The 25645-nt window shown below is 46.6% G+C and carries 22 protein-coding genes and 1 other annotated feature; all 22 genes read right to left on the minus strand.

Features of this window, described 5'->3' with window-relative positions; translation table 11 throughout:
• Positions 1–30: 30 nt before the first annotated feature.
• The 22 genes from BUC05_RS05300 to BUC05_RS05405 all read right to left on the minus strand — a co-directional run bounded on the left by BUC05_RS05300 (position 31) and on the right by BUC05_RS05405 (position 25605).
• Entirely contained in the window at positions 31–654 is a 624-nt protein-coding gene (locus BUC05_RS05300; protein WP_011247184.1) for a yteA family sporulation protein, read from the minus strand.
• Positions 655–824: 170 nt separating this feature from the next.
• The gene (gene ileS / locus BUC05_RS05305) at positions 825–3596 is read right to left on the minus strand and encodes an isoleucine--tRNA ligase (protein ID WP_063608398.1); all 2772 of its coding nucleotides are present in this window, start codon (positions 3594–3596) and stop codon (positions 825–827) included.
• A gap of 46 nt (positions 3597–3642) precedes the next feature.
• Positions 3643–3886 (minus strand) — a binding site (T-box leader).
• Between the two features lie 55 nt (positions 3887–3941).
• Complete coding sequence (locus BUC05_RS05310) at positions 3942–4460, minus strand: DivIVA domain-containing protein (RefSeq protein ID WP_011247186.1); 519 nt, start codon at positions 4458–4460, stop codon at positions 3942–3944.
• 114 nt (positions 4461–4574) lie between these two features.
• Entirely contained in the window at positions 4575–5336 is a 762-nt protein-coding gene (locus tag BUC05_RS05315; RefSeq protein WP_073304224.1) for a YlmH family RNA-binding protein, read from the minus strand.
• Positions 5337–5348: 12 nt separating this feature from the next.
• On the minus strand, positions 5349–5645 hold the full coding sequence (locus BUC05_RS05320; RefSeq protein WP_306204192.1) for a YggT family protein: 297 nt from the start codon (positions 5643–5645) through the stop codon (positions 5349–5351).
• A 9-nt stretch (positions 5646–5654) separates the two neighbouring features.
• Complete coding sequence (locus BUC05_RS05325) at positions 5655–6122, minus strand: cell division protein SepF (RefSeq protein ID WP_011247189.1); 468 nt, start codon at positions 6120–6122, stop codon at positions 5655–5657.
• Between the two features lie 17 nt (positions 6123–6139).
• Positions 6140–6829 (minus strand): YggS family pyridoxal phosphate-dependent enzyme, encoded by a 690-nt coding sequence (locus BUC05_RS05330; RefSeq protein ID WP_073304226.1) that lies wholly within the window; start codon positions 6827–6829, stop codon positions 6140–6142.
• A gap of 7 nt (positions 6830–6836) precedes the next feature.
• Complete coding sequence (pgeF, locus tag BUC05_RS05335; protein WP_073304228.1) at positions 6837–7661, minus strand: peptidoglycan editing factor PgeF; 825 nt, start codon at positions 7659–7661, stop codon at positions 6837–6839.
• 79 nt (positions 7662–7740) lie between these two features.
• Positions 7741–8037: a YlmC/YmxH family sporulation protein gene (locus tag BUC05_RS05340; RefSeq protein ID WP_011247192.1), complete on the minus strand. Its 297-nt coding sequence runs from the start codon at positions 8035–8037 to the stop codon at positions 7741–7743.
• A gap of 124 nt (positions 8038–8161) precedes the next feature.
• Positions 8162–8947, minus strand: coding sequence for an RNA polymerase sporulation sigma factor SigG (gene sigG / locus BUC05_RS05345; protein ID WP_011247193.1), 786 nt, complete (start codon positions 8945–8947; stop codon positions 8162–8164).
• Between the two features lie 187 nt (positions 8948–9134).
• Positions 9135–9848 carry an RNA polymerase sporulation sigma factor SigE gene (gene sigE, locus BUC05_RS05350; RefSeq protein ID WP_011247194.1) on the minus strand — a complete coding sequence of 238 codons (714 nt, stop codon included), beginning with the start codon at positions 9846–9848 and terminating at the stop codon, positions 9135–9137.
• Positions 9849–9870: 22 nt separating this feature from the next.
• Positions 9871–10764: a sigma-E processing peptidase SpoIIGA gene (spoIIGA, locus tag BUC05_RS05355; protein WP_073304231.1), complete on the minus strand. Its 894-nt coding sequence runs from the start codon at positions 10762–10764 to the stop codon at positions 9871–9873.
• A 255-nt stretch (positions 10765–11019) separates the two neighbouring features.
• Positions 11020–12141 carry a cell division protein FtsZ gene (ftsZ, locus tag BUC05_RS05360; protein WP_073304233.1) on the minus strand — a complete coding sequence of 374 codons (1122 nt, stop codon included), beginning with the start codon at positions 12139–12141 and terminating at the stop codon, positions 11020–11022.
• Positions 12142–12179: 38 nt separating this feature from the next.
• The gene (gene ftsA, locus BUC05_RS05365) at positions 12180–13475 is read right to left on the minus strand and encodes a cell division protein FtsA (RefSeq protein WP_073304235.1); all 1296 of its coding nucleotides are present in this window, start codon (positions 13473–13475) and stop codon (positions 12180–12182) included.
• Between the two features lie 320 nt (positions 13476–13795).
• Positions 13796–14560, minus strand: coding sequence for a cell division protein FtsQ/DivIB (locus BUC05_RS05370; protein ID WP_011247198.1), 765 nt, complete (start codon positions 14558–14560; stop codon positions 13796–13798).
• Between the two features lie 191 nt (positions 14561–14751).
• Positions 14752–15849 carry a stage V sporulation protein E gene (gene spoVE, locus BUC05_RS05375; protein ID WP_011247199.1) on the minus strand — a complete coding sequence of 366 codons (1098 nt, stop codon included), beginning with the start codon at positions 15847–15849 and terminating at the stop codon, positions 14752–14754.
• Between the two features lie 176 nt (positions 15850–16025).
• The gene (gene murD, locus BUC05_RS05380) at positions 16026–17381 is read right to left on the minus strand and encodes a UDP-N-acetylmuramoyl-L-alanine--D-glutamate ligase (RefSeq protein ID WP_073304237.1); all 1356 of its coding nucleotides are present in this window, start codon (positions 17379–17381) and stop codon (positions 16026–16028) included.
• Positions 17378–18355, minus strand: a complete 978-nt coding sequence (gene mraY, locus BUC05_RS05385) for a phospho-N-acetylmuramoyl-pentapeptide-transferase (RefSeq protein ID WP_011247201.1) — start codon at positions 18353–18355, stop codon at positions 17378–17380. The genes murD and mraY overlap by 4 nt, the downstream gene beginning before the upstream one ends.
• 1 nt (position 18356) lies before the next feature.
• Complete coding sequence (locus BUC05_RS05390) at positions 18357–19718, minus strand: UDP-N-acetylmuramoyl-tripeptide--D-alanyl-D-alanine ligase (RefSeq protein ID WP_073304240.1); 1362 nt, start codon at positions 19716–19718, stop codon at positions 18357–18359.
• Positions 19715–21178 (minus strand): UDP-N-acetylmuramoyl-L-alanyl-D-glutamate--2,6-diaminopimelate ligase, encoded by a 1464-nt coding sequence (locus tag BUC05_RS05395; RefSeq protein WP_035201560.1) that lies wholly within the window; start codon positions 21176–21178, stop codon positions 19715–19717. The genes BUC05_RS05390 and BUC05_RS05395 overlap by 4 nt, the downstream gene beginning before the upstream one ends.
• 78 nt (positions 21179–21256) lie before the next feature.
• Positions 21257–23191, minus strand: coding sequence for a stage V sporulation protein D (locus tag BUC05_RS05400; protein WP_011247204.1), 1935 nt, complete (start codon positions 23189–23191; stop codon positions 21257–21259).
• Positions 23192–23316: 125 nt separating this feature from the next.
• Positions 23317–25605: a penicillin-binding protein gene (locus BUC05_RS05405; protein ID WP_073304242.1), complete on the minus strand. Its 2289-nt coding sequence runs from the start codon at positions 25603–25605 to the stop codon at positions 23317–23319.
• Positions 25606–25645 lie beyond the last annotated feature (40 nt).

Genomic DNA, 25645 nt, shown 5'->3' on the forward strand with positions numbered 1-25645 from the left:
TTTGTAAGCGCCCGCTAGCGGTGAGCAATCTTAGTCGCGGCGATATCGTTTGTAATGGTCGTTGCGTTCAATTTGGACACTGTCAGGGCCATGATAACCGTCTATCCCCGTTGATAAGAAGCCTTCATATGCCTCTACTCCGTTTGCGCCATACTCGTCCGTATCCCCTGTTTCCTCGTCATATTCCGGCGATGTATCATGGAAACGGGCAACAGATTGGTATGCGTCTTCGCCGTCAAAAAAGGTAGCGTCCTTATCATCATTGTTATAAGCTTCAAACCCTTTTAAGACATCTTCCTCAACAGGGCGGTACTCCTCAAACGGCCTGCTTTCTTCCACTACCGTTCTCGCTGCTGGATAAGCTTCCAAGCGCTCATAAGGAATCGCTTTCCCTGTCTTCTCGCAAATGCCGTACGAACCATCGTTAAATTTTTCCAGTGCATGTTCAACTTCATGAAGTTCATCTTTTATATGATTGTGAACAGCTTGGTCCTTTTCCCGTTCGAATAAGTCCGTCGCTGTATCAGCAGGATGGTTGTCATACTGTGATAGTTCCCCTGTATCATGGTCATTGATTTGATTGGCAAGTGTTTGTTCTAACTCGTGCTTTTGTTGTTGTAATGCTTGTTTTAGTTTTAACCACTTTTGATCCATGCTAACATCCCCCTTCTTGAAATTAGCATCACCAAAAACAGCCGTTTTTGCCCAAGCAAATCTAACCAGATCGGAAATACAAAAGAACACGAAAAAAGCTAGTCGAGTGTACACTCGACTAGCTCAAGACTCCTCGTTCAATGGGATGTGGACACAAGCTGATCGTTGCCTTAAACGACGTCATTGTAGTGGTTCGTAACGGTTTGGGCACATGACAAGCACAAAGTAGGATGCTTTTCATCTGCTCCAACTGTATTGGAGACTTGCCAACAACGCTCGCACGTTTCGCCTTCCGCTTTTTCCACAAGCACAGCAACATCCGCAAATTGTTGTGCAGCTGCTGGCACTTCGTCGCCGTCATTAGCGATTTGTACATTGGAGACAATGAATAGTTTTTTCAAGCCTTCGGTCGCTTCAAGCAGAGCACGTGCTTGCTTATTTGGATAAAGCGTCAACGATGCTTGCAGCGACTTACCAATTACTTTCTCATTTCGGGCTACTTCTAATGCTTTAAGCACATCCGCTCGGATATCCATAAAGGCTTGCCAGTGTGCTTTTAACTCATCTGTACCGCTTAATTCTTCGGCAGTTGGCATATCCGTGAGTTGTACGCTTTGTTCGCTGACGCCAGGAATGTTTTCCCATACTTCATCTGCCGTGTGAGGCAAAATCGGGGCAATCAGTTTAGTCAGTGCCGTCACTACCTCATACATTACCGTCTGGAAAGCGCGGCGTTCAGGATGGTCAGCGTGTTCGATATAAAGCGTATCCTTTGAAATGTCCATATAAAAGGAACTCAATTCCACCGTGCAAAAATTGCGGAAGTGATTATAGACATTTAAGAACTGATACTCATTGTAGCCTTCATGCATGCGTTTCGTTAGCTCATTTAAACGTACAAGCAAAAACGCATGCACGCCTGTTAGTTGATCCCGTGGGACAGCGTTGATTTTCGGGTCAAAATCATGCAAATTGCCAAGAAGAAAGCGGAATGTATTGCGGATCTTCCGGTATGTTTCGGCAACTTGTTTTAAAATCGAATCAGACACGCGGCTGTCGGCTTGATAATCGACAGATGCCACCCAAAGCCGTAGAATGTCCGCGCCAAGCTGTTTCATAACGGTATTTGGCACAACAATGTTGCCAAGGGACTTGCTCATTTTTTTGCCTTCGCCGTCCATCACAAAGCCATGGCTCAGCACCCCTTTATACGGAGCAACGCCATTAATTGCAACCGAAGTAGATAGCGAAGAGTTAAACCAACCACGGTATTGGTCGCTGCCTTCAAAATAAAGGTCCGCCGGGAACACAAGGTCATTTCGTTCCCGTAAAACGCCTTGGTGCGACGATCCAGAATCAAACCAAACGTCCATTATATCGGTTTCTTTTGTAAAATGGCCATTCGGGCTGTGCGGAGAAGTGAATCCTGGCGGCAGCAAGTCTTTCGCCTCACGTTCAAACCAGACATTTGAGCCATGCTCACGGAACAAGTTCGAGACATGTTCAATCGTTTCCTCGCTAACAATTTCAGTGCCATCCTCGCCATAAAAAACCGGAATTGGCACGCCCCACGCACGTTGCCGCGAAATACACCAGTCGCCACGGTCACGGACCATATTATGCAGCCGCGTTTCCCCCCACGCTGGAATCCATTCTGTATTTGCGACCGCTTGTAGCAATTCCTTACGAATATTGGCGATTGAGGCAAACCACTGCGACGTTGCCCGGAAAATGACAGGCTTTTTCGTACGCCAATCATGAGGGTACGAGTGAGTAATAAACCCGAGCTTTAACAGAGCGCCTACTGCTTCTAGTTTCTCAGTCACCATTTTGTTAATGTTGTCATAAAATTCACCTTCAAAACCTGGCGCTTCACTCGTCATTATCCCTTTGTCATCAATAGGGCATAACACATCTAGCCCGTATTTTTGGCCGACAACAAAGTCATCAACGCCGTGCCCAGGGGCCGTATGGACACAGCCAGTACCAGCATCCAACGTCACATGCTCACCATTCATGACAATGGAGTCACGATCATAAAACGGATGGCGGCAAACAATATAGTCCAATTCTTTTCCTGTGACTGTCTTTTCAACAACCACATCTTCCCAACTTAATTCCGTTTGGACATGTTCAAGCAAACCGCTTGCTACAACAAATGAACGGCCGCCCGTGCGCACGACGCTGTATTCCAATTGAGGATGGACGGTGATGCCTAAGTTTGCAGGAATGGTCCATGGTGTCGTCGTCCAGATAACTAAAGCAGCATCCTCAGGCAATACCCCTTTTCCATCTGCAACTTGAAAGGCGACATAAATGGAAGCGGAACGTTTGTCGTAGTATTCGATCTCTGCTTCCGCTAAGGCAGACTCCGAAGATGGCGACCAGTAAACAGGCTTTTTGCCTTTATAGATATAGCCTTTTTTAGCCATTTTCCCGAAAACTTTGATTTGCTCCGCTTCAAATTCTTTTTCCAACGTAATATAGGGCTTCCACCAGTCGCCGCGGACGCCGAGCCGCATGAACTGCTGGCGTTGGCTATTTATTTGCTCAAGTGCATACTCTTCGCAAAGCTTGCGAAAATCGGCAATGCTCATTGATTTTCGGTCTACTTTTTTGTTTTTCGTTAATGCCGTTTCAATCGGCAAGCCATGGGTATCCCACCCAGGAACATATGGGGCATGGAAGCCAGACATGGATTTGTAGCGTACGATAAAGTCTTTAATGATTTTGTTAAGTGCGTGCCCCATATGAATATCACCGTTTGCATATGGAGGGCCGTCATGCAAAACAAAGTAAGGACGGCCTTCTGTGCGTTCTTGCACTTGTTTATAAATGTCCATCTCTTCCCATTGTTCTTGGCGTTTCGGTTCGCTATTTGGCAAGTTGCCACGCATCGGAAACGCCGTTTTCGGCATTAGTAATGTTTGTTTATAATCCACCGTTTTCGCTCCTTTATTTGTTAAAAACAAAAACCTCCCCGTCCCAAAAAGGGACGAGAAGGTTTTCCCGCGGTACCACCCTCATAGAAAAAGCGCTGGCGCCTTTTCCACTTCACGCCGTTAACGTAGGCAGCACGCACCCCACTACTAGCACAAATGGATAAACATATGTGCGGTTCGCAGGCAGAACTCAAGGGCGATTCAGGGCAAGCCCATGCACCGGGCTTCCACCACTCCCGGCTCGCTTTGGCATGTACGCGATTGCCCACTGTCCCTATCCTTGTTTTTAACGTTCATTCATTTTATGGTTTCATTATAAGGACGGTTCCCAGAAAATGCAACTGGTTATACGTTTTCCTGCTCTTCTTGTTCTTTGAGCAGTTCCTCTTCGTCAAAATCTTCGTTCCCAGCAAACTGTTCCCAGTCTTCCGTTTGCAGCATTTCCATTTGTGCTTCAATCAACATTTTGAAGCGCATTTTATAGACAGATGCTTGCTTTTTAAGCTCTTCCATTTCCATCATGACTTTCCGTGACTTTGAAAGCGCCTCGTTCACGATTCGATTCGCATTTTTCTCTGCTTCTTTCACGATCAACTGCGCTTCCTTTTGGGCATTGCTGCGCAAATCGTCGGCCGCTTCTTGTGCAACGAGAATCGATTTATTTAGCGTCTCTTCAATATTAGTAAAATGGGAAAGCTTTTCATCAAGCGCAGTCACTTGCTCAAACAAGTCTTTCTTTTCACGCAGCACCGCTTCATAGTCTTTAATGACTTGGTCCAAAAACTCATTGACTTCATCTTCGTCATATCCGCGGAAAGCACGGGTAAATTCTTTATTATGAATATCCAACGGCGTTAAAGGCAACGCAGCCACCTCCATCACAGACTCATCATCCATTTATTTTTTTCGACATCGTCTTTGCTTATTCCTTCTTTTTCGCGGAAAATCCTCCATTTTGCCTCGTCTCGCTATGTAAAACTAGCTTTTTTTGCCAAGCACTAGCCGGTACTTGTCCTTTTTTGTCACGCCTTCTTGCTTTAATACTTTAGCCCGGCCAGCCCCTCTTACAGACAAATCATCGCCAATTGCCACGCGGAAGCTAGGATGTTCTACTACCTTCCAGTTGACTTTCACGAGCCCCTTGCCGATCAAGTCAGCCGCTTTCGCTCTTGATAGGCCATACAAAGCGCTCAAGAGGGCATCTAAGCGCAGAGAGGACACAGTCACTGGCTTCTCTTCCCACTTCTCGTCAGGCAAATCAAGCGTATCGGTTTCTTCTAAAGTAACGGTTGCCTTGCCAACTTGCTTAAGCGCAATGGCGATATAAGCACTTGCCTCTTTCGTACAGGCGACATAAAACGCATTGTCCGTAACGGAAATATCGCCGAACGTTTCCCGTTTCATGCCTGTATTCATTAATGCGCCAAGCACATCCCTATGTGTAAGCGTCACAAATTTATTCGCGTAGGCGGCTTTAAAAAGGGAAATGTCCCAATCGATTGGCTCATTTTTTAAGTAAGCAGGGCGAATGGACGCACGTTTGCGCTCGCATCCATCGGCTCCGCCAAAAAACTGCAAATCGATCTCTCCGTCTTGGCCAATAACGGACTTCGCAACTTCTTGCATTCGCGGATCAAGAAAACCAGTTAACTTTTCTTGATGATAGCGGGTTGCCTGTTCACGAAGAGTTTGGATATGGTCAATAAACGGGCGCTCTTCTTCGCGAAAGTGTTCATACATTTTAAGTCCCACCTACAGCCACGACAAAATCATTTGCTGCAAAGGGTAAAGCCCTTGCCTTGCCAAGTTGAGGACGATAATGGCGACAACTGGCGACAAATCAATCATGCCAAGTGGCGGGATAAAGCTGCGAAACATATCTAAATAGGGATCAACCACTTTCCCAAGCACTTGCCCGAAAGCCGAATCGCGGCCGCCCACCCATGACATTAGAATGTAAATGAAAATCGCTATTAAATACAAAAAGGCGGCATTTTGAAGCAAGTTAAAAATAAAGTTGACCATTGTTTCCATTTGTGATTCCGTCACCTACTTTCCTCATACCGTGCTATCTGTTTGTCTTGTGACCCAATCACTGATTGAGCCAGTAATTTCCACGTTGTCTGGCGTACAAAGAAAAATGCCTGGTCCGATTTTTTGAATGTCTCCTCCAATAGCATAAACGGTTCCACTTAAAAAATCTACTATTCTTAACGCTTGCTCTTGTTCAATCCGCAATAAATTGATGACAACCGCCTTGCGTCGTTTCAAATGGTCGGCAATGTCTTGAGCTTCATCATAAGAGCGCGGTTCCAGTAATATCATTTTCGCTGATTTTTGCACACTTTGCAAGCTTACAATGTTTTGATTTTGTTCCATCCCTGCAGTCTGCTTTTCTTTCGGTGCCCTTCCCTTCTCAAGCGCAGGGCGTTCGTCACGCTGTTCAGGTTCTTCTACATAACGCTCGACTTCTTCAACGTGGTCATCTAGGTTAAAGTAACGCTTGAACTTTGTTTTAAAGCCCATGGCCTTCCTCTCCTTTTTTACGACTCCTCTTTGCCAACAAGAGACGTTCCAAGACGGATAAACGTTGCGCCTTCCTCGATTGCAACTTCAAAATCGTTAGACATCCCCATTGACAACTCCGTGCACGGGGCATATGAAAGCTTGTCCGCCTTTATTTGGTCGCGAAGCTCTCTGAGCTTTGAAAAAATCGGCCTCGTTCGTTCTGCATCTTGTTCAAAAGGGGCCATTGTCATCAAACCGATCACCCGAACGGCTGGATAAGCGGCCAGTTCATTTATAAATGGCCTTACTTCATCTGGCGATAATCCATTTTTCGATTGTTCGCCGCTAACATTCACTTGTACAAAACAATCGATGGTCTTTCCTGGCTCGAGTCGCTTGTCAATCTCTTTTGCCAAGCTCAGCCTGTCCAAAGAATGGATGCATGAAACAACGTTGACAATGTTTTTAACCTTTCTCGATTGGAGCGAACCGACAAAATGAAGCCGTGCTTGGCCAATGGCAGCTGCTTTTTCGAGTGCACCTTCAATCCGGTTTTCACCTATATCGGCAATTCCCGCTTCCACCGCTTGTTTGGCAGTGGCAACGGAGACATATTTCGTGACAGCGATGATGCGCACATCATCAATAGCGCGCCCGCTCCGCTCGCATGCTTGCCTGACTCGCATTTTTATGTTTGCTACGTTTTCTGCAACATTTACACTCACTGATTTTTCACCCTTTTTGTAACCCGATTGCGCTCATCATTCTGCCCGTCTGCCCCTTTTCTTTGCGGTGGGAGAAAAACGCATCGCTTTCGTACGTGCATACGTTTGAAGTATGTATATGAGATGGATTAACACCTGCAGCGACTAGGAGCTGCTTATTCAACATCGGCAAATCAAGCAGGCTATGTCCAGGCTTGGTTGGCGTCAGCACACCAGCCGCTTCGCCGCCGAGGGCATCCTTTACTTTGGAAGCAACCACTTCATCAACCTCGTAACGGGAAGCACAAATACTGGGGCCTATTAACACATGGACATCGCTTGCGGAAACGCAATGCTTTTCTTTCCAGATGCCTAGCAGTTTCGGGCCAATTTTGGCAACGCTCCCTTTCCAGCCAGCATGGCAAAGACCAATTAGACCGGCCGACTTTGCTGCAAAGTATAGGGGGACACAGTCCGCATACAGGCTTGTCAACAACAACCCCTGTTCTTGCGTGTAAATGCCATCTAAACCAGGAAGCGCTGTTTCTAGGCAATCAGCGCCCCTGCCAGCATCTGCCGCCGTCACTTCCGCTATCTCTGCTTGGTGGACTTGCTCTGAACCAATCCATTTTGTTAGGGGAAACCCTATATCTGCTGCCACAAGATTGCGGTTTCTTTGTACATCGTTTTGGTCGTCGCCCACATGAAAGCCCATATTCAACGTGGCATAAGGATGTTTGCTTACGCCTCCGTGCCGTGTTGTAAATCCAGCAAACATGCCCGGCATAACGTTTGAAAAAACGGTTGCCGCCAGCACGCGCTCACTCCGCTTTTCCCATTTTTCTTCAACCATTAAATGGAATCCCCCCGACTAGTTGCAATTCCTTTATGGTCTTAGTTTATCACAAGGCATGCCATACAAGAAACAAAACTTATCCTTTCTTCCTTGCCTCCTCCATCGGGCTAGCGACCCTTTTTGGCTGATAACGTTCAGGCACTTCAACTAAAATCACGTCAGAACCAATTTTAACAATGTTTTTCCACGGAATCACCAATTCTGCTGCATCCCGTTGCCCTAGTAGCTGCATGACTTTCCCAGTGCCAGCAATGACAATCGCTTCAATTTTTCCTGATTCCAAGTTGATGTCCAAATCATTTAAATGGCCTAGGCGTTTGCCATTTTCCATATTGACAATATCTTTTTGCGATAGCTCCGAAATTTTTTGCATATTCCTTTTCCCTCCTGTTATCCATTTATAAAACGTATGCGCGCTTACAGCCTGGCATGAAAAAAAGTAGAGTCTAGCAGCAACTCCAAACAAAAAAGGCTAAAATCGAAATCGATTTTAGCCTTCATGATTCGATATGTTTATTCATTTGTTGGATCGCGCCTTTTTCTAGCCTAGACACTTGCGCTTGTGAGATGCCGATCTCCTCGGCTACTTCCATTTGCGTTTTTCCTTGAAAGAAACGCATGTTCAAAATCGTTTTTTCGCGGTCATTTAAGCGGACCATCGCCTCTTTTAAAGCAATTTCTTCTACCCAGTTTATATCTTTATTTCGTTCATCACTAATTTGGTCCATCACAAAGATTGGATCGCCGCCATCATTATAAATCGGCTCAAACAAGGAGACAGGATCTTGAATCGCATCTAGAGCAAAGACAACATCTTCTTTTGGCACCTCTAGTACTGCAGCAATTTCTTGGACGGTCGGTTCTTTCTCCCGTTTTTTTTCCGCCATCATTTGGTCACGCACTTGCAGCGCTTTATAGGCAATATCCCGAAGAGAGCGTGAAACCCGAATTGGATTATTGTCCCGTAAATACCGTCTAATTTCCCCAATAATCATTGGGACCGCATACGTTGAAAACTTGACGTTTTGGCTTAAATCGAAGTTGTCGATTGATTTCATTAATCCTATGCAGCCGACTTGAAACAAATCATCTACGTTCTCGCCACGGTTATTAAATCGCTGAATGACACTTAACACTAAGCGCAAATTCCCGTTTACGAGCGTTTCTCTCGCTGGCTCATAGCCAGCTTGCAACTTCGTAAACAACTCCCGCATTTCAGCGTTCTTTAAAACTGGCAACGTCGACGTGTCAACGCCGCAGATTTCCACTTTATTTCGAGTCACATTCCTTACCCCCTAAACGGAAGATGATGTCAAAAAAAGTATCTCCCTGGGCAAAAAAAATATGCACGGCAAAAAACCCGCTCACATGAGTTAGAAAGAATGGGCCTTTGACACGACGCTGTTGAAGCTTGGAAAAAATTTTTTGTGAAATAAAAAAGGAGGAACCCCATTTTGGGAGTCCTCTGTCTTACACCATTTTGCTAAATTCTTTTTGCAGCCGTTTAATGATGCGCTTTTCTAAACGGGAAATGTACGATTGGGAGATCCCTAGCATATCGGCGACATCTTTTTGGGTTTTTTCTTCTTCTCCAGCTAAGCCAAAACGCAGTTCCATAATTTGTTTCTCCCGCTCCGATAACGTATGGAGCGCCTTGACAAGCAAGCGGCGGTCGACGCGTTCTTCAATCCCTCTCGTAATAATGTCTTCTTCTGTACCAAGCACATCGGACAAGAGCAGCTCATTGCCATCCCAATCAATATTGAGCGGTTCATCAAACGATACTTCAGAACGTGTTTTGTTGTTTCGCCGCAAGTACATTAAAATTTCATTCTCGATGCAGCGGGAGGCATACGTAGCGAGCTTAATTTTCTTTTCAGGATTAAAGGTGTTGACCGCTTTGATTAAGCCAATTGTGCCGATGCTAATCAAATCCTCAATATTGATGCCTGTGTTCTCAAACTTGCGGGCAATGTAGACAACTAAGCGTAAATTCCGTTCAATGAGCACAGAACGGACCGCTTTGTCTCCACTTGGGAGCTTGCCCAATAGTTCAGCCTCTTCTTCTTTCGACAACGGCGGCGGCAATGCCTCGCTTCCGCCTATGTAATAAATTTCATCCGCTTTTAACCCTAACTTGTTTAGAAGCCGGTACCAAAACAACTGCAGTTTCAACTTAATCATTAAACGTTCCTCCTTTTGCTATTTAGCTTGCATATTCGTGCATGATTTGGGGGTGAACAATACAACGATAATGCTGTTCTGGAGATAGCGTCTCACGGGATAATCCAATCAAGACATGATTCGTTTCATACGCCTCATTTTGGTAACGGATTTTCACACGATCAGGTTTTAAAGCGGCCATATAAGAACTTCCTTGCCCAACGGCACGGTAAGGAATCAGCCGCACCCGTTTCATGAGCGGTGACGGTTCATTTTCAGCTTCCAACTCAAGAAGTGCGTCGACTTGCTGTTTGCCAAAAGCACTGTAAAGCAGTGCCGCCTCAGCAACCATGACGGGCATTTTCGTTAACGGATCTCTTAAACGGTTGCCCGTATCAATTAATCCTGGGGCGGAAAAGGATATCCCTTCAATCCAAAACTCCACTTCTGCCAGCTGGCTCGCATGAAACTGTTTGCTTTTCACTGCCCCAAATTGTTGTTTGCAAAAATAGAGTGCGAGTGGAAAACCAATAAGCACAAATGCCCAACTGACCATGCTTCCGCCTACTCCATGACCTGGCAAAAACGCCAGCACGTCGACATTGGTTTCGAAGAAATAATGCATAGCAAACAAGCCGCCTCCGGTCACAAAGGTGACAAAATAAAAACTTGCCAGATTTTGCAGAAAGAAAGAAAAACGTTTGTAGCCAAATGCAATGAATACGATTAGCCCCGAATAAATAAGTTTAATAACAGGATTCAAAAACAATGGCGCAGCAGGGGTGAACATTAAAAAGACAATCAACGATGCAAACAAAGCCGCCAAGACAAGGCGCCATTGTCTAAAACGCCTTTTTAACAAAAGGGCAGTAGCCGCAAGCAGCAAGTAGTCAATCCCTGCATTTAACAACCAGATCAAATCGAGGTAAACGGTCATTGGCTTGCTCCCTCACAGTGATAGAATTTAGTATAGTAGATCTTCATAAGAAAGTCTGTCACTTTATGGCGCAAGCAAGGATGTTATTTTGATAAGTTTTGGCAAACGCTGTCCCATTCTCGGTCGCTCGGAAATAACCGCAAAAAAAACCGCTGCGAAAGCAGCGGTTTTCTTACAGTTATCTATCAGTCTCAGTGTCAAAGACACTAGGAGCAAATAGACGATTTGGTTTGACGAGCAACCGCTTCTTCGCGATTAGCGGTTGCGGCGATTGCGCAAAAATGTAGGAATATCGAGTGTATCTGGCTGTTCTTCTTTTTGCCTCGCCTGCTGGCGGCTTTCCGTACGTTTTGGCTCTTCTTTCGGTTGCGGCCTCGCATGTTGTTGTTGCATCGTACGGCTTTGTGGTTGTTTTGCTTCTGCCGTTTCTTCAAACCCTGTTGCAATGACGGTAACAACAATTTCATCTTTCAAATTTTCATTGATGATCGACCCAAATATCATATTCACTTCTGCGTCACAAGCCTCAGAAACGATTTCAGCCGCTTCATGGACTTCATATAAACTTAAATTCGTGCCGCCTGTAATATTCATGAGCACTCCTTGTGCCCCATCGACAGACGTTTCCAACAGCGGGCTGGAGATCGCTTTTTTGGCTGCCTCGGCCGCACGGTTTTCACCTGTAGCGACGCCAATGCCCATCAAAGCGGAACCCTTTTCACTCATGACTGTTTTGACGTCTGCGAAGTCAAGGTTGATCAACCCAGGTGTGGCAATTAAATCGGAAATGCCTTGAACTCCTTGGCGCAACACGTTATCCGCCTCGCGGAACGCTTCAAGCATCGGCGTATTTTTATCAACCATTTCCAATAAACGGTCATTTGGAATCACGATCAATGTGTCCACTTTTTCTTTTAACGCTGCAATGCCAGAGATCGCTTGGTTTTGCCGCTTACGGCCTTCAAAAGAGAATGGACGTGTCACAACACCGACTGTCAATGCCCCAAGCTCTTTTGCCACTTCAGCAATAACAGGAGCTGCTCCGGTGCCTGTTCCTCCTCCCATTCCAGCAGTAATAAAGACCATATCAGAACCTGAAAGCACTTCTTCCAGCTGTTCTCTGCTTTCCTCTGCCGCTTTCTTGCCTATTTCCGGGTTGGCGCCAGCGCCAAGGCCGCGAGTAAGTTTGCCGCCAAGTTGCAACTTCTTTTCCGCTTTTGATAAATGGAGTGCTTGTGCATCTGTATTGACTGCAATAAAATCGACACCTTGCAGGCCATTTTCAATCATGCGATTGACTGCGTTTGAACCGCCGCCACCAACGCCAATCACTTTTATTTGCGCTAATTGTTCCATATCCATTTCAAAATCAAACATGTTATTTCCCCCTAACCAGACTGGCTGACAGCTTTTTCTTATTCAAAGAATGTTTTAAACCAACTTTTCATTTTTGATTCTCTTTTTGCTTCCTGGCGTTTCGGTTCACGCTCAGTCGTCCGAAGTGGTTGGTGGTTTTCACTAGAGTCTGCTGTTTCAGCCTCTGATGCCTGCGAGAATGCCGCAGCAACTTCCTTCCCTTGAACGCGTCCATTTTTATGGGCAAACTGAATTAAACCGATGCTGACCGTATATTTCGGTTCCCGAACGCCGATGTAGTTCGGGATGGCCACACGGACATTGCCTTGGAGCATGTCCTTTGTCAGCTCAAGCACGCCAGGGAGCATCACTGTCCCGCCAGTCAGTACGAAACCGCTCGGAAAATGCCTAAACCCTAAGCGGACGAGCTCTTTTGCCGACAGTTCTAAAATTTCCTCGACCCGTGGCTCGATAATATGAGCAAGATCAAGCTGTGTAAGCATTTCTTTTTCATTAGAACCTACCGTTTGGATCGCAAATTGCTCATCGGAGGATGCTTCCTCGATAAACGCATGGCCGTATTTGCATTTAATGCGCTCTGCTTCCTCTGTCGTCAAGCGCAAACCGACAGCCAAATCGTTTGTAATATGGTCACCGCCAATAGGCAAAACAGAAGTAGCCGCCAGCGTGCCTTGCTCAAAGACAGAAATCGTTGTGGAGCCGCCGCCAATGTCGATGACACAAACGCCGAGGCTTTTTTCATCTTTTGAAACCGCAACAGTACCTGTTGCCAGCCCATTCAAGCAAATTTCAGCCACTTCCAAGCCTGCCCGTTCCACGCAACGCAACAAATTATGGAGAACGGTTTTGGCACCTGTAATCATCATCCCTTCCATTTCCAAACGGACGCCAATCATTCCTTTTGGATCTGTAATTTCATCAAGGCCATCAACGATAAATTGTTTTGGGATCACATCGATAATTTCCCGTTCTGGCGGGATGGATACTACTTGTGCCGCATCCATGACTCGGCGGACATCCTCCACGCCAATTTCCCGATCGCTTGAAGAAACAGCAACAACCCCGTGGCACGGCAATAGCTCTACATGGCTGCCGTTAACGCCGACGACAACGTGCTTAATCGTAATGCCGACCATGCGTTCAGCTTGGTCTACAGCACGTTCAATTGATTTCACCGTTTCATCTATATCAACAATCGTGCCTTTCTTAATTCCTTCGGATGGAACATTACCAACCCCTAAAATATTGATTGAGCCATTGGCAACTTCGGCCACAATGACCCGTACAGAGGATGTTCCAATATCTAAACTAACATAAGTGTCACTGCTCACCACGGCACCTCCCCATCTGCAAAGTCATGGTGTCTCCTCTTTAAATTCGGTTCTTTTTTCCAGTACGTAAAGTATTCAACATGCATTTATGGAATCCTTTAAATCTCGCAGTTTCTTATGTATAAAAGTAAGCCTGGCAAGACTCTTTCTATTTAGTCTACACCAAGATGGAGAAGGTGAAAAGCCAAAACCTTCTCCACCTTGGCTCCTAGGTCCTACTTTTTATCCAAACCATCCCTTTGCAAACCAGTTCATGACGGCTTTGAACCGCCATCGCATTGCGCTTGCGTTACATGTTGATGTCAAAAATTGAATCAAAATGCCTATTGGCTGTCATGTTCTGTTTCTTTGAAATATGGGCTCATTTTCATATAAAGAACGCCTTGTTTTTCAGGGTCAAGTTGAGCGGCTACTTGCGGGTAAGGCTGCATCGATTGAGCAAAGGACTCGACATTTGTTTTGACTTCATTGCCATCCGTCATATACAGCGTTAATTCAGAAGGCTGTGTGCTTGTTGGCGTAAACAAAATCTCAGAAATCCGACCGACAATTTCAGGTGCCGTTTGAACAAGCTCTTCCCCAAGCTGTGCTAAAACGTCATCATCATCGTTGAAGCCGACTAAAACTGGCGCATCGCCGACAAGCTGTCCATTCGGTATAGGGTCAAGTGTTTCTCCGTTTTGCAATAGAGGCAAATACGTATCCCCGTCAGCAACATAACCAACGCGTGGATACTCGCTTACAGTAATGCGCACGGACACAGGAAGCTCCCGTTCAATTTTGGCACTTTCGATTTCTTTCAATGACGTTATCGCTTTTTCACGCTCCCCTTCTGACAAATGCCAAATATTCATGCCCTCTTCTAGGCCGCTTGCTTTTAAGATCGTCTCCTCAGCAACGAGTTGGTTGCCGTCTATATGTATGGTTTTCACACCGCTAAGGGGGCTTTGGAAATAAACCAAAACGACAATCAATAGAAAGAACAACAAAACAAATGCGAGAATCCGCCGATTTGCTTTTTGCTTCCGTTTTTCCTGCAATGTTGGAATCCGCTCATTGACCGATACCACTTTTTTATCTTGACTCACTTATGCTCCTCCAAACTGCTCGAAATGCGAACAAGTCACAGGCATCATTTTCCACGGCTCGTTTCCATATTCTCATGAACGTAGATGAAACGATGTTTTCATTGCTTATTTCTCCATTTTAGCATGTTTTCCTGTTTGCCACTACAAAACAACAAACAGAGAGCGATCATTTTTCGCTCTCTGTCTGATCATTATCTAGCATGCCGGCTAATGTTTAACAACACACCGATGGAAACTAGCATAAGCGTTAACGAAGACCCTCCATAGCTTAAAAGCGGAAGGGTGATGCCAGTGACTGGCATGAGCCCTGTCACCACACCAATATTAATCATTACTTGAATGGCAATCATCGTAATGATGCCGATCGCTAAAAAGCTACCGAACAAGTCTGGGGCCCCTAGCGCAATGCGGATGCCACGCCAATAAAGGATCGCAAATAACAACAGCACTGTCACTCCGCCTAAAAACCCCATTTCTTCGGCCAATATCGCAAAGATAAAGTCTGTTTGTGGCTCTGGCAAGTAAAAATACTTTTGCCTGCTTTCACCAAGGCCCATGCCGAGCAAGCCTCCAGGACCGATAGCCAGCAACGATTGGATAATTTGAAAGCCACTGCCGAGTGGGTCACTCCACGGGTCCATAAAAGACGTGATGCGCTGGATTCGGTAAGGAGCGCTGGCAATGAGCGCCACAAATCCGAACACACCGATTAAGCCAAGGGCGACAAAATGCTTGATCCGCGCACCCGCAGTGAAAACCATTACTGTACAAGTTCCAACCATGACGGCACCTGTGCCAAGGTCAGGTTGCATCATAATAAGGGCAAAGGCCAACAAAACAAGGCCAAGGGAAGGAACCAACCCTTTCTTTATCGTCACAATCCATTTTTGATGATCGGCTAGAAACTTTGCTAGGAAAATAATCATCGCCATTTTCATAAACTCTGATGGTTGGATTGAAAAGGCGCCAACGCCAAGCCAGCTTTGGGCACCACCGCGGACAAGGCCGACCCCAGGGATAAGCACAATGACGAGCAAAGCAAAACAGACAATCAAAAGGATTTTGCTGTAAGTGCGCCATACCCAATAGTCTAACCGCATCATCACAAACATGAGCAAAACACCTGTTCCGCCAAAAAACAATTGTCGTTTTGCAAAGAAAAAAGAATCGCTGAAACGGTAAGAGGCCCAAGCCGCACTGGCACTATAAACCATGATTAAGCCAATGACTAAAAGCGCAATCGTTACAGCAAGTAGAGTTAAATCGGGGGCTGATTTCTGTTTTCCCATCACACACCTCGGCTTCATGCGACTTCTAACACTACTATATGAAGCCGAAGCGGCAAACATGTCCATTCGCATTGTAAAAGAAAAGCCTGCTGTTTCCAGCAGACTTCAGACGGAGCGATTTCATGCAGATGCGCATACATTTGCGTTCGGTGCTTTTTCCAGGCTATTCGCCGCCTTTACGATGGTTTGATGATCGTATTTACGTAATCAAGAAATTCATCGCCTCGCTCTTCAAAAGAGCGGTATTGGTCCCAGCTAGCACAAGCTGGCGACAAAAGGACAACGTCACCAGGTTGTGACAGCGCCACTGCTTTCTCCGTGGCGTCTTGGACCCGTTCAGCCGTAACCGCTTGGACATTTGCTTTAGCTGCCAATGCCAACAGTTTGCTTTTTGTTTCACCGTATGCAACGACAGCCTTGACGTATTTTAGACTCGCCAACAGCTCGTCAAAATCGTTGCCGCGGTCAAGCCCGCCGGCAATGAGAACAACCGGCTTTGCAAATCCCGATAGCGCTGCTTTTGTAGCTAATATATTTGTTGCCTTTGAATCATTGTAAAACTGCCGGCCTTCCCAACTCCCCACATATTGAAGCCGATGTTTCACTCCAGGGAAATGACTGAGCACATGCCTGATTTGTTCTACTGTCGCTCCTGCTAAGCGAGCCGCCGCAGTAGCGGCTAACATGTTTTCGACGTTATGGGCCCCTGGTAGGACGGCATCAGCCAATGCAAGGATCGGTTCATCTTTAAAAAAGATCGTGCCGTCTTTCACATAAGCGCCGTCTTCCACGACATTGATGCGCGAAAACGGGACAAGGGTAGCGCCTATACGAGCAATGGCCTGAACGACTGTTGGATCATCCGCATTGTACACAAGATAATCAGCAGGGCCCATGTTGGCAGCAATTCTCGCCTTGGCCGCTATGTAGTCTTCACGGGTGCCGTGGTAGTCTAAATGGGCGTCAAAGATATTCAGCCAAACAGCTACCTTTGGCTGAAATGCGTTTGTGCCCATTAATTGAAAACTAGAAACTTCCAGCACGATCACATGTTCAGCTTTTGCCTTTTGAGCTACCTCCGAGGCTACTGTGCCAATATTCCCGGCAATAAGCGGTTTGCGCCCACTATGCTCAAGCATTTCTTTTACCAATGTCGTCGTCGTTGTTTTGCCATTTGAGCCAGTAATGGCGACCATTTCTGCTTCTGAAATCAAATAGGCGAGCTCGATTTCGGTCCAAATCGGAATGCCACGGGCTTCCGCTTCCTTCACCACTATATTTGTATAAGGAATGCCAGGGTTTTTCACGAGCAAGCTGCAGCCATCAAGCACGGTGAGTGGATGCCCACCGCACACCACTTGAATACCCGCAGCCTCTAATTCGCCTGCCTGTGGTTGTTCAGCACGGCTTTTACTGTCGTTAATGACAACCTCTGCTCCTAAACGGGCAAGCAGCAATGCCGAAGCAACGCCGCTTTTCGCCATTCCTAGAACGAGAACACGCTTTCCGATCAATTCCTTTACTTGCTTCATGTCAGCCACACTCCAATGTAAACGCCCATAATGGCAAAGATCATCCCGACAAGCCAAAATGTCACGACTACTCGCCATTCGGACCAACCGACAAGCTCATAATGGTGATGCAATGGGCTCATTCGGAACACGCGTTTCCCTGTTAATTTAAACGATGCTACTTGAATGATGACCGAGAGCGTTTCAATGACAAACACGCCACCCACAATAATGAGCATCAATTCCATTTTTGTTAGAATCGCGATCGCAGCAATCGCTCCGCCAAGAGCAAGGGAGCCTGTATCCCCCATAAAAACTTTTGCTGGATGGGCATTAAAGACAAGAAACCCTAGAAGTGCTCCAGTAATGGCCGTCGAAAATAAAGCCGTGTCAATGAATCCTCCGCTCCAAGCAAGAATGGCAAAAGCGCCAAAAGCAATGGAGCCGGTGCCAGCCAAGAGCCCGTCAAGGCCATCAGTTAAATTGACGGCATTGCTCGCCCCGAGCAGCATTAAGACAATCAAAATGAGGTAGAGCCAGCCTAAATCAAAGCCAAACGTCGTGCCTGGAATCGCAATAAATGTATCAAAGCCGATCGCAAGCAATCCGATATAGAAAATAGCGGCAATGACTAGCTGACCTGCTAGCTTTTGCTTAGAGGTCAAGCCGAGATTGTGCTTGCGCACCACTTTTAAATAGTCGTCAACGAAACCGACGATCCCATAACCAAGCGTCACAACCATCAACAACAACAATTCCGGAGTAAATCCGGTGATGGCGATGCCGATCGCGAGGGCACTGATGAAAATCGATAAGACAATAACAATGCCGCCCATTGTTGGCGTACCGCTTTTCTTCTGATGGGATTTCGGCCCTTCTTCACGGATGCTTTGGCCAAACTTCAATTTCCGCAAAAAGGGAATAAACAGCGGTGACATAATAACAGCAGCCGCAAATGAGAGAATGAGAACGAACAACAGCGTCCATTCTTCCATATTAATTGCCTCCTTTGACCGCCGGTAAAACTTCCTCAAGCGCCAAACCGCGTGAAGCTTTTATTAATACAACGGTATCTTTCGTATAGTAAGGTTTCAAAATTTCGGCTGCTTCCACAACCGTATCAGCATGGACAAGCGAAATGCGGCTGTCCTTTTTGTCAAGTTGGGCCTCGTAAATCCATCGGCCTTTTTTGCCGACTGTCACAACGTCTGTGATAGGCGGCTCAATGGCAGTAGCCACGCTTTTATGAAGAGCTTCTTCATCTTGGCCTAGCTCATAAATATCTCCTAAGACAAGAACGCGCCGTTTATAATGGGGCAGCTCTTTCACAGTCTCAATTGCCGCTTTCATCGATGTTGGATTGGCATTGTAGGCGTCATTAATAATGGTCGAGCCGTTTGGCCCTTTAAGCTTCTCTAGCCGCATACCCGTTATTGCCAAGGAAGAAAGTTGTTTTTGGATCATGGCATTGCTAAAACCTAGCTTTTGCGCAAGCAAAATCGCGTAAGCGGCATTTTTAACATTATGCTTGCCTAGCATTGTAAGTTGCCAGCGTGCGCCGTTCAAATAAAAGACATAGCCATTTTCTAGCGTTTTGACGTCACTTATTTTGGTTGCCGCCTGATCCGAAAAGCCAACTGTCGTTTCCGCTTGTTCGTTATACGGACTTAGCAATGGTTCGTCTCCGTCGAATAACAGCCAGCTTTCCTTTATGAGCCCATCGGCAATTTCCATTTTTGCAGCTGCAATCCCTTCACGGGAACCTAAATGCTCGATATGAGCATCGCCAATGCTTGTTATAATCGCCGCATTTGGCTTCGCTACTTGCGTAAGCGTCGAAATTTCACCGGCATGGTTCATCCCCATCTCAACGACCGCATAAGTACAGTCTTCTGGCATGGCCAACAATGTGAGCGGTACGCCAATATGGTTATTTAAATTCCCTTTCGTTTTATGGACAGCAGCCGTTCCGGCTAGCACACTAGCAACTATATCCTTTGTCGTCGTTTTTCCGTTTGAGCCCGTAATGCCAATCACAAACGGATTCACTTTTTCACGGTACGCTTGCGCCAAAGCCTGCAATGCTTTCAACGTGTCTTCCACATAGTAGAGCTGGAACGTCTCTGGCAACTGCTCAGGCACGGGCTCCTGTTCTTTCCAAAGGGCACCTGTTGCCCCAGCTTCAATCGCTTGTTCAATAAAGCGATGGCCATCAAACCGTTCTCCCTTTAAAGGCACAAACAGCCCATTTTCCATGCGCTGCCGCGTGTCCGTCGAAACGCCCGAAAAGCCGCGCCTATCTTCCTTCAAACGGCTTCCTTTCGCAATGGATTTCAGCAAACTTGCATCGATCTTCATTGTATCCGCTCCTTCAGCGCATCACGGGCCACTTCTCGGTCATCGAAATGAATCCGTTGACGGCCAATTTCCTGATACGTTTCATGCCCTTTGCCAGCAATCACGACAATGTCTCCTGTATTTGCCGCAGCAATCGCTTGCTCGATTGCCGTTTTCCGGTCAACAATGACGGTGTATTGGTCGGGGTCAAGCCCCTCCGTAATATCGGCAAGAATCGCATCAGGGTCTTCGGTGCGAGGGTTATCTGACGTGAATATCGTTCGATCCGCATATTGCACGGCAATTCGCCCCATAACAGGACGCTTCGTCGCATCGCGATCTCCTCCGCAGCCTACGACTACATGAATATCATTATCTGCAAAGTCTTGGACGGTTTGCAACACATTTTCGAGGCTGTCAGGCGTGTGTGCATAGTCAACAATTACGGTAAAGTCTTGCCCTTCATCAACAGGTTCAAAACGCCCCGCTACACCTGTGACTTTTTCTAGACTAGCCTTAATCGTAGAGAGAGACAAACCTGAGACATAAGCGCTGGCAGCAGCAGCAAGGGCGTTGTAGACATTGAACAAGCCAATCAGCTTGAGCTGAACATCGGTTTTTTCACCAAAAACATGTAATGTGAACCGCGTGCCCGCAGCGCTTACTTTAATGTTTTCCCCGTAAACGTCCGCTTGTTTTTTGATGCCATATGTGACAACGTCTGCCGTTGTCATTTGAATAAGCCGGTCGCTGGCAGGATCATCGCTGTTTATGACAGCGGTTTTGCCGTCATATGTATTTCCTAGTTGTGAAAATAATAAGCTTTTTGCATAAAGGTAACGTTCCATTGTCTCATGATAATCAATATGGTCAGGGGTTAAATTTGTAAACACGGCAATATCATAATCACAGCCGCGCACACGACCTAAATGCAAGGCATGGGAAGATACTTCCATTACCGCTGTCTCGACTTGCTTGTTTACCATTGAGGCAAACCGCTGCTGCAACACAAGTGATTCAGGCGTCGTATTCCGTGTTTCAATTGTTTCATCGCCAATTTTGGTATAAAGCGTGCCGATGAGGCCGGTTTTCTGACCTGCCTCCCGAAACATCGTATCCAAAATGTGCGTAACCGATGTTTTCCCATTCGTGCCCGTCACGCCGATCAGCTGCAATCGTTTCGTTGGTTCTCCATAAAAATGGCTCGCCAACCGCGCCATTGCCCGTTTTGTATCACGGACAATCACGACAGGGACGTCAAGGGCAAGAGGGCGCTCAGCAACAACGGCGACCGCCCCTTTTTCTACAGCCTGCTTTGCAAAGTCATGCCCATCAACGGTATAGCCATTAATGCAAAAAAACAATGTTCCTTGTTTCACTAAGCGCGAATCCATTTCTAAATGCGCAATCTCTATCGATTGGTGTTCTTTTTTTAAAGGTGTAATGCCCCGAAGCACACGAAGCAATTCATTCAATTCCATGTTAATGCCTCCAAAGTTTTGACAGTCCACCGTATTGGAAAACGATGAATGAGCAGAATAAAAACATACGTATCCATTTTAGTCGTTCCCGCTCATTTTGTCACCCATATACACACGGATTGTTGAATCTTTTGCAACACGTGTCCCCGGTTGGGGAGACTGGCGCAACACAGTATTGCCTTCACCCGAGGCATCAAGGCGAAGATCATAATGGGACTCATAAATATCCCGTTTTGAAAGACCGATCAAATCTGGAACTTCCACCAACGGTTCATCAGCCCACGTCAATTCTTTTTCAATTTGGTTATCCCTTTTTTCCACTCCCATCGCTTCAAGGCTGTCACCGATAATCGCGCCTGCGATTGGTGCCGCCACTACCCCACCATATTGAATCGTATTTTTAGGGTTATCAATTGCGACATAGACGACAATTTGCGGATCATCCATTGGTGCGACGCCAATAAACGATAAGATGTAGTTGTTTTCCAAGTACTTGCCGTTTTTGGCTTTTTGTGCTGTTCCTGTTTTGCCGCCAACACGATAGCCGTCAATAAACGCATTTTTACCAGAGCCTTTGGCGACTACATTTTCCATTGCATAGCGGACTTGCTCTGATGTTTTTTCGGAAATCACTTGCCGTTTCATCACAGGCGAAATCGACTCAACGACCTCTCCTGTTTCTCCATCCGTCCACTCTTTCGCTAAATAAGGCTCATACAAATATCCACCATTTACAGCTGCCGAAACAGCGACTACTTGTTGGAGCGGCGTTACGGCCACCCCTTGACCAAAAGCGGTTGTTGCCTGCTCAAGAGGACCGACACGGTCGCGGTTAAACAAAATTCCTGTTCCTTCTCCTTGTAAATCAATGCCTGTTTTTTGGCCGAACCCAAATTCCTCAATGTAATCGAACAGACGATCCTTTCCGAGGCGCTGGCCAAGTTCGACAAACCCAGGGTTGCAAGAATTTTGCACGACTTCTAAAAATGTTTGGTGCCCATGCCCGCCTTTTTTCCAGCAACGAAGCTTTGTTCCCGCGACATTGATGTAACCAGGGTCGTGAAAGGTATCGTTTTCTAAATCGACGACACCTTCTTCCAACGCGGCGGCAAGTGTAATAAGTTTGAAAGTGGAACCTGGTTCATACTGCATCCAAACTGGTTTGTTTTGATTGTACACTTCTGCCGGCACTTCTCGGTAATGTTCCGGGTTGAAGTCAGGGCGACTGCTCATCGCCAACACTTCTCCTGTATTGGGGTCCATAGCGATTGCCATCGCTCCATCTGGCTCATACTTTGCTTCTGCCTGGTCCAACTCCCGTTCCATAATCGTTTGGATGCGGCTGTCAATCGTTAACGTTAAATTAAGGCCATTAATGGGAGGCTCATATTCGTCAGCCAAGTTGGGCATTTTCGTTCCTTTAGCGGTCGAAAAAAAGGAGACATAGCCTTTTTCGCCTTTGAGCTTCCCGTCATAATAATGCTCAAGCCCTGTCAGACCTTGGTTGTCAATGCCGGCAAATCCAAGGACATGAGAGAGGTAGCTGCCAAATGGGTAATGGCGTTTTGAATCTTCGGCAATGTAAACACCAGGCAGGTTGAGGCTCCGCACTTCTTGCGCTTTTTCCTGCGATAATTTCTGTCCCTCTGGACGCAGCCAAACGCTCGAAGCAGACTTCGTCAACGATTCATATGCTTTTTGTTGATCCATTTCCAAAACAGCAGCCAACTTTTCAGCTGCGTCCACCGGGTCTGTCACTTGCCGTGGAAAAACAATGACAGACGGGGCGCTAATATTGGTAGCTAACTCCACGCCGTTTCGATCGGTAATATCGCCTCGTTTTGGTTCAAACGGAATGTTTCTTCCCCACGAATCTTCTGCCTGTTCAGTCAGCCAGACGCCTTGTCCGAACTGGACATAGCCTAAGCGGACAGCAATGATCGCAAACACGGCTACACCGATGAAAAAGGCGAGTAGCAGCCGCTTTCTGACAGTCACGTTTGATACGCGCACGGCTATCCCTCACTTTCTGCACTGGACGGGTTTATGGTCTAGCCTATGCTTGTTCACCACCTGATAGAACAAAGAGGAGCTTGCCGTTTGGCAAGCTCCTCAGACTGTAGACAAAGGCGAGAACGTTACTCAGGCTGATCGCCATCGCTCTCTTCCTCCTCTGTCGTTGCCTCCTCATCTCCTTCAGACACTGGTTCCTCTACATCCTCGAAAGCTTGTTCGAGTTCTTCGTCTGTTCGCTCCGCATTTGCGCCGGCTCCCCCTTGATCATGGCCCTCTTGCTCATCTCGTTCGTTGTTCGAGGCAAACTCAGCATTGAGAAGGTTTTGTTCCTCTACAGGCTCACCAGGGGCTATGCTCTGGGACTGCAGATAGCCATTGCCCTTAAATTCTGGCGTTAAGTCAAGCAAAGCTGCCACTTTCATGGCGTCACGCGATGACCAGCCTGCCATGTCTGGCATCTTGACCTCGCCATCTGTAAGCAAGACGATCCGATCGCCTGGAAGAACCTTCGTTCCTGGCGCTGGCTGTTGGTCCGTAATATGTTCTCCTTCACCAAGGACAACCACTTCACCAGGAATGGTTTCGGCTGCTTTGTCTACCCGTTCACCGGCCAGTTGAGGCATTTCAAAACCTTGCTCCTCTGCTTCTTGCAGCAATTCCTCTTCATTTGGCTCCAAGTCCATATACGTCATGCTGCTCTGCATAACAGCGTTAAATATCATCGAGACAGGGGCATTGCCCGATTCGTTGTCATCTAATTTCGGCTTTGTGACAGAGACATAAAGGATTACTTTCGGATTATCAGCAGGGGCCATACCGAGAAAAGAGTAAAGGTATTGGCCATGGCCTGATAAATATTTTCCGTCTTCAGCAATTTGCGCTGTGCCTGTTTTGCCTGCGACCTCAAGTCCTTGAATGTTGTATGCCTTGCCTGTGCCGTGGTCCTCGGCTACGGCTCCACGCAATAGCTCTCTCACATGTTTGGCTGTCTCCTCGGAGATTGGCTCCCCAGCCACTTCTGGCTCTGTTTCCCGGATCTTATCGCCGTTTTCATCAACTATTTCTTTAATGATATAAGGTTTTTTCATTTTCCCGTCGCCTGCGATCGCTGTTGCCGCTTGGATCATTTGGATCGCTGTCACCGTTGAGTTTTGTCCAAAAGCGGTGCGGGCGGCGTCGGCACGCCTTCCTTCAACGACATTGCTTGATGCTTCATTCGCTAAGTCAATGCCTGTTTGTTCAGTAAAGCCAAACTGCTTCAAATACGAGTAAAACCGTTCCATCCCTAGCCGTTCGAGGACAAGCTTCGCCATTAACACATTGGAAGAACGCTGGAACCCTTCAGCATAGGAGATTTCTCCCCAACCAGAACGGTTTACGTCATTAATAGGGGGAGAATTGGCGTCAACTTCGTACCGCCCTGACTGGTATGTACTGTCGTCCTCAAACTCCCCTTCCTCTATCGCTGCGGCGATCGTAAACATTTTCATCGTTGATCCTGGTTCAACTACGTCCTGAACAGCCAAGTTTAAGTAATTTTCAATATTACGGTAATCATTCGGATTAAAGCTCGGCCGATTTGACATCGCCAAAATTTCCCCTGTCCGGGGATCAGCAGCAATCGCGGTCATTTTTTCAGGCTCGTATTCTGCCTCGACTTGCGACATTGCCTGCTCCATTGCAGCCTGAATCGACGTGTCTAACGTTGTATAAATATCTGCTCCATTTTTAGGCAATGTTACTCGGTCTGACCCCGCTCCTAACGAGAGTCCTTTGCCAAGGCTTGCATATTCGATATGGCCGTCTTCGGCATGCAAGTAGTCATTCATGCTTGCTTCCAAGCCCATATTATAGGCGCTGTCTTCGCTATTATGGTGACCAATCACATGAGAAGCAAACGTTTGTTTCGGGTAATAGCGTCTCTTCGTTTCTTGAATTAGGATACCAGGCAAATTCAGCGCTTCAATTTCATTTTTTTGCTCATATGTAAGGTTCCTAGCACCCGCCCCTAATTCAATTTGGAAACGACCGTTTTCTTTCCCATCCGTCAAACGCGCTTCCAACTCGCCTTCTTCCATTCCGATCAAAGGCGCTAGTTTTTGCGCTGTCTCCTGTGGATCTTTCACATATTGGGTTGGGCCTTGGGAATCGGATAAAACAGCGATGACATTATAAGCTGGCACATCTTCGGCAAGTACGCTGCCGTGCCGGTCTAAAATAGCCCCTCGTTCGCTTTCAAGCACTTGCGAGCGGTTATACTTCGCCTCTGCCATAGCGACCAAATCATGGCCTTTCACTTCTTTGGTTATTTGAATGTACGCCATGCGGCCAAGCAAAATAGTGAACAAACCAAGAAACACAAACAAAAGGGTGACGGCACGTTTATTTGTCACCGCCCGTTTTATTTCCACTTTCCACCACTCCTTTCCTAAGTAAGAAAAACGAGCTCGC

It is taken from the genome of Shouchella rhizosphaerae, from assembly GCF_900142675.1.
GTDB lineage: Bacteria > Bacillota > Bacilli > Bacillales > Bacillaceae_D > Shouchella > Shouchella rhizosphaerae.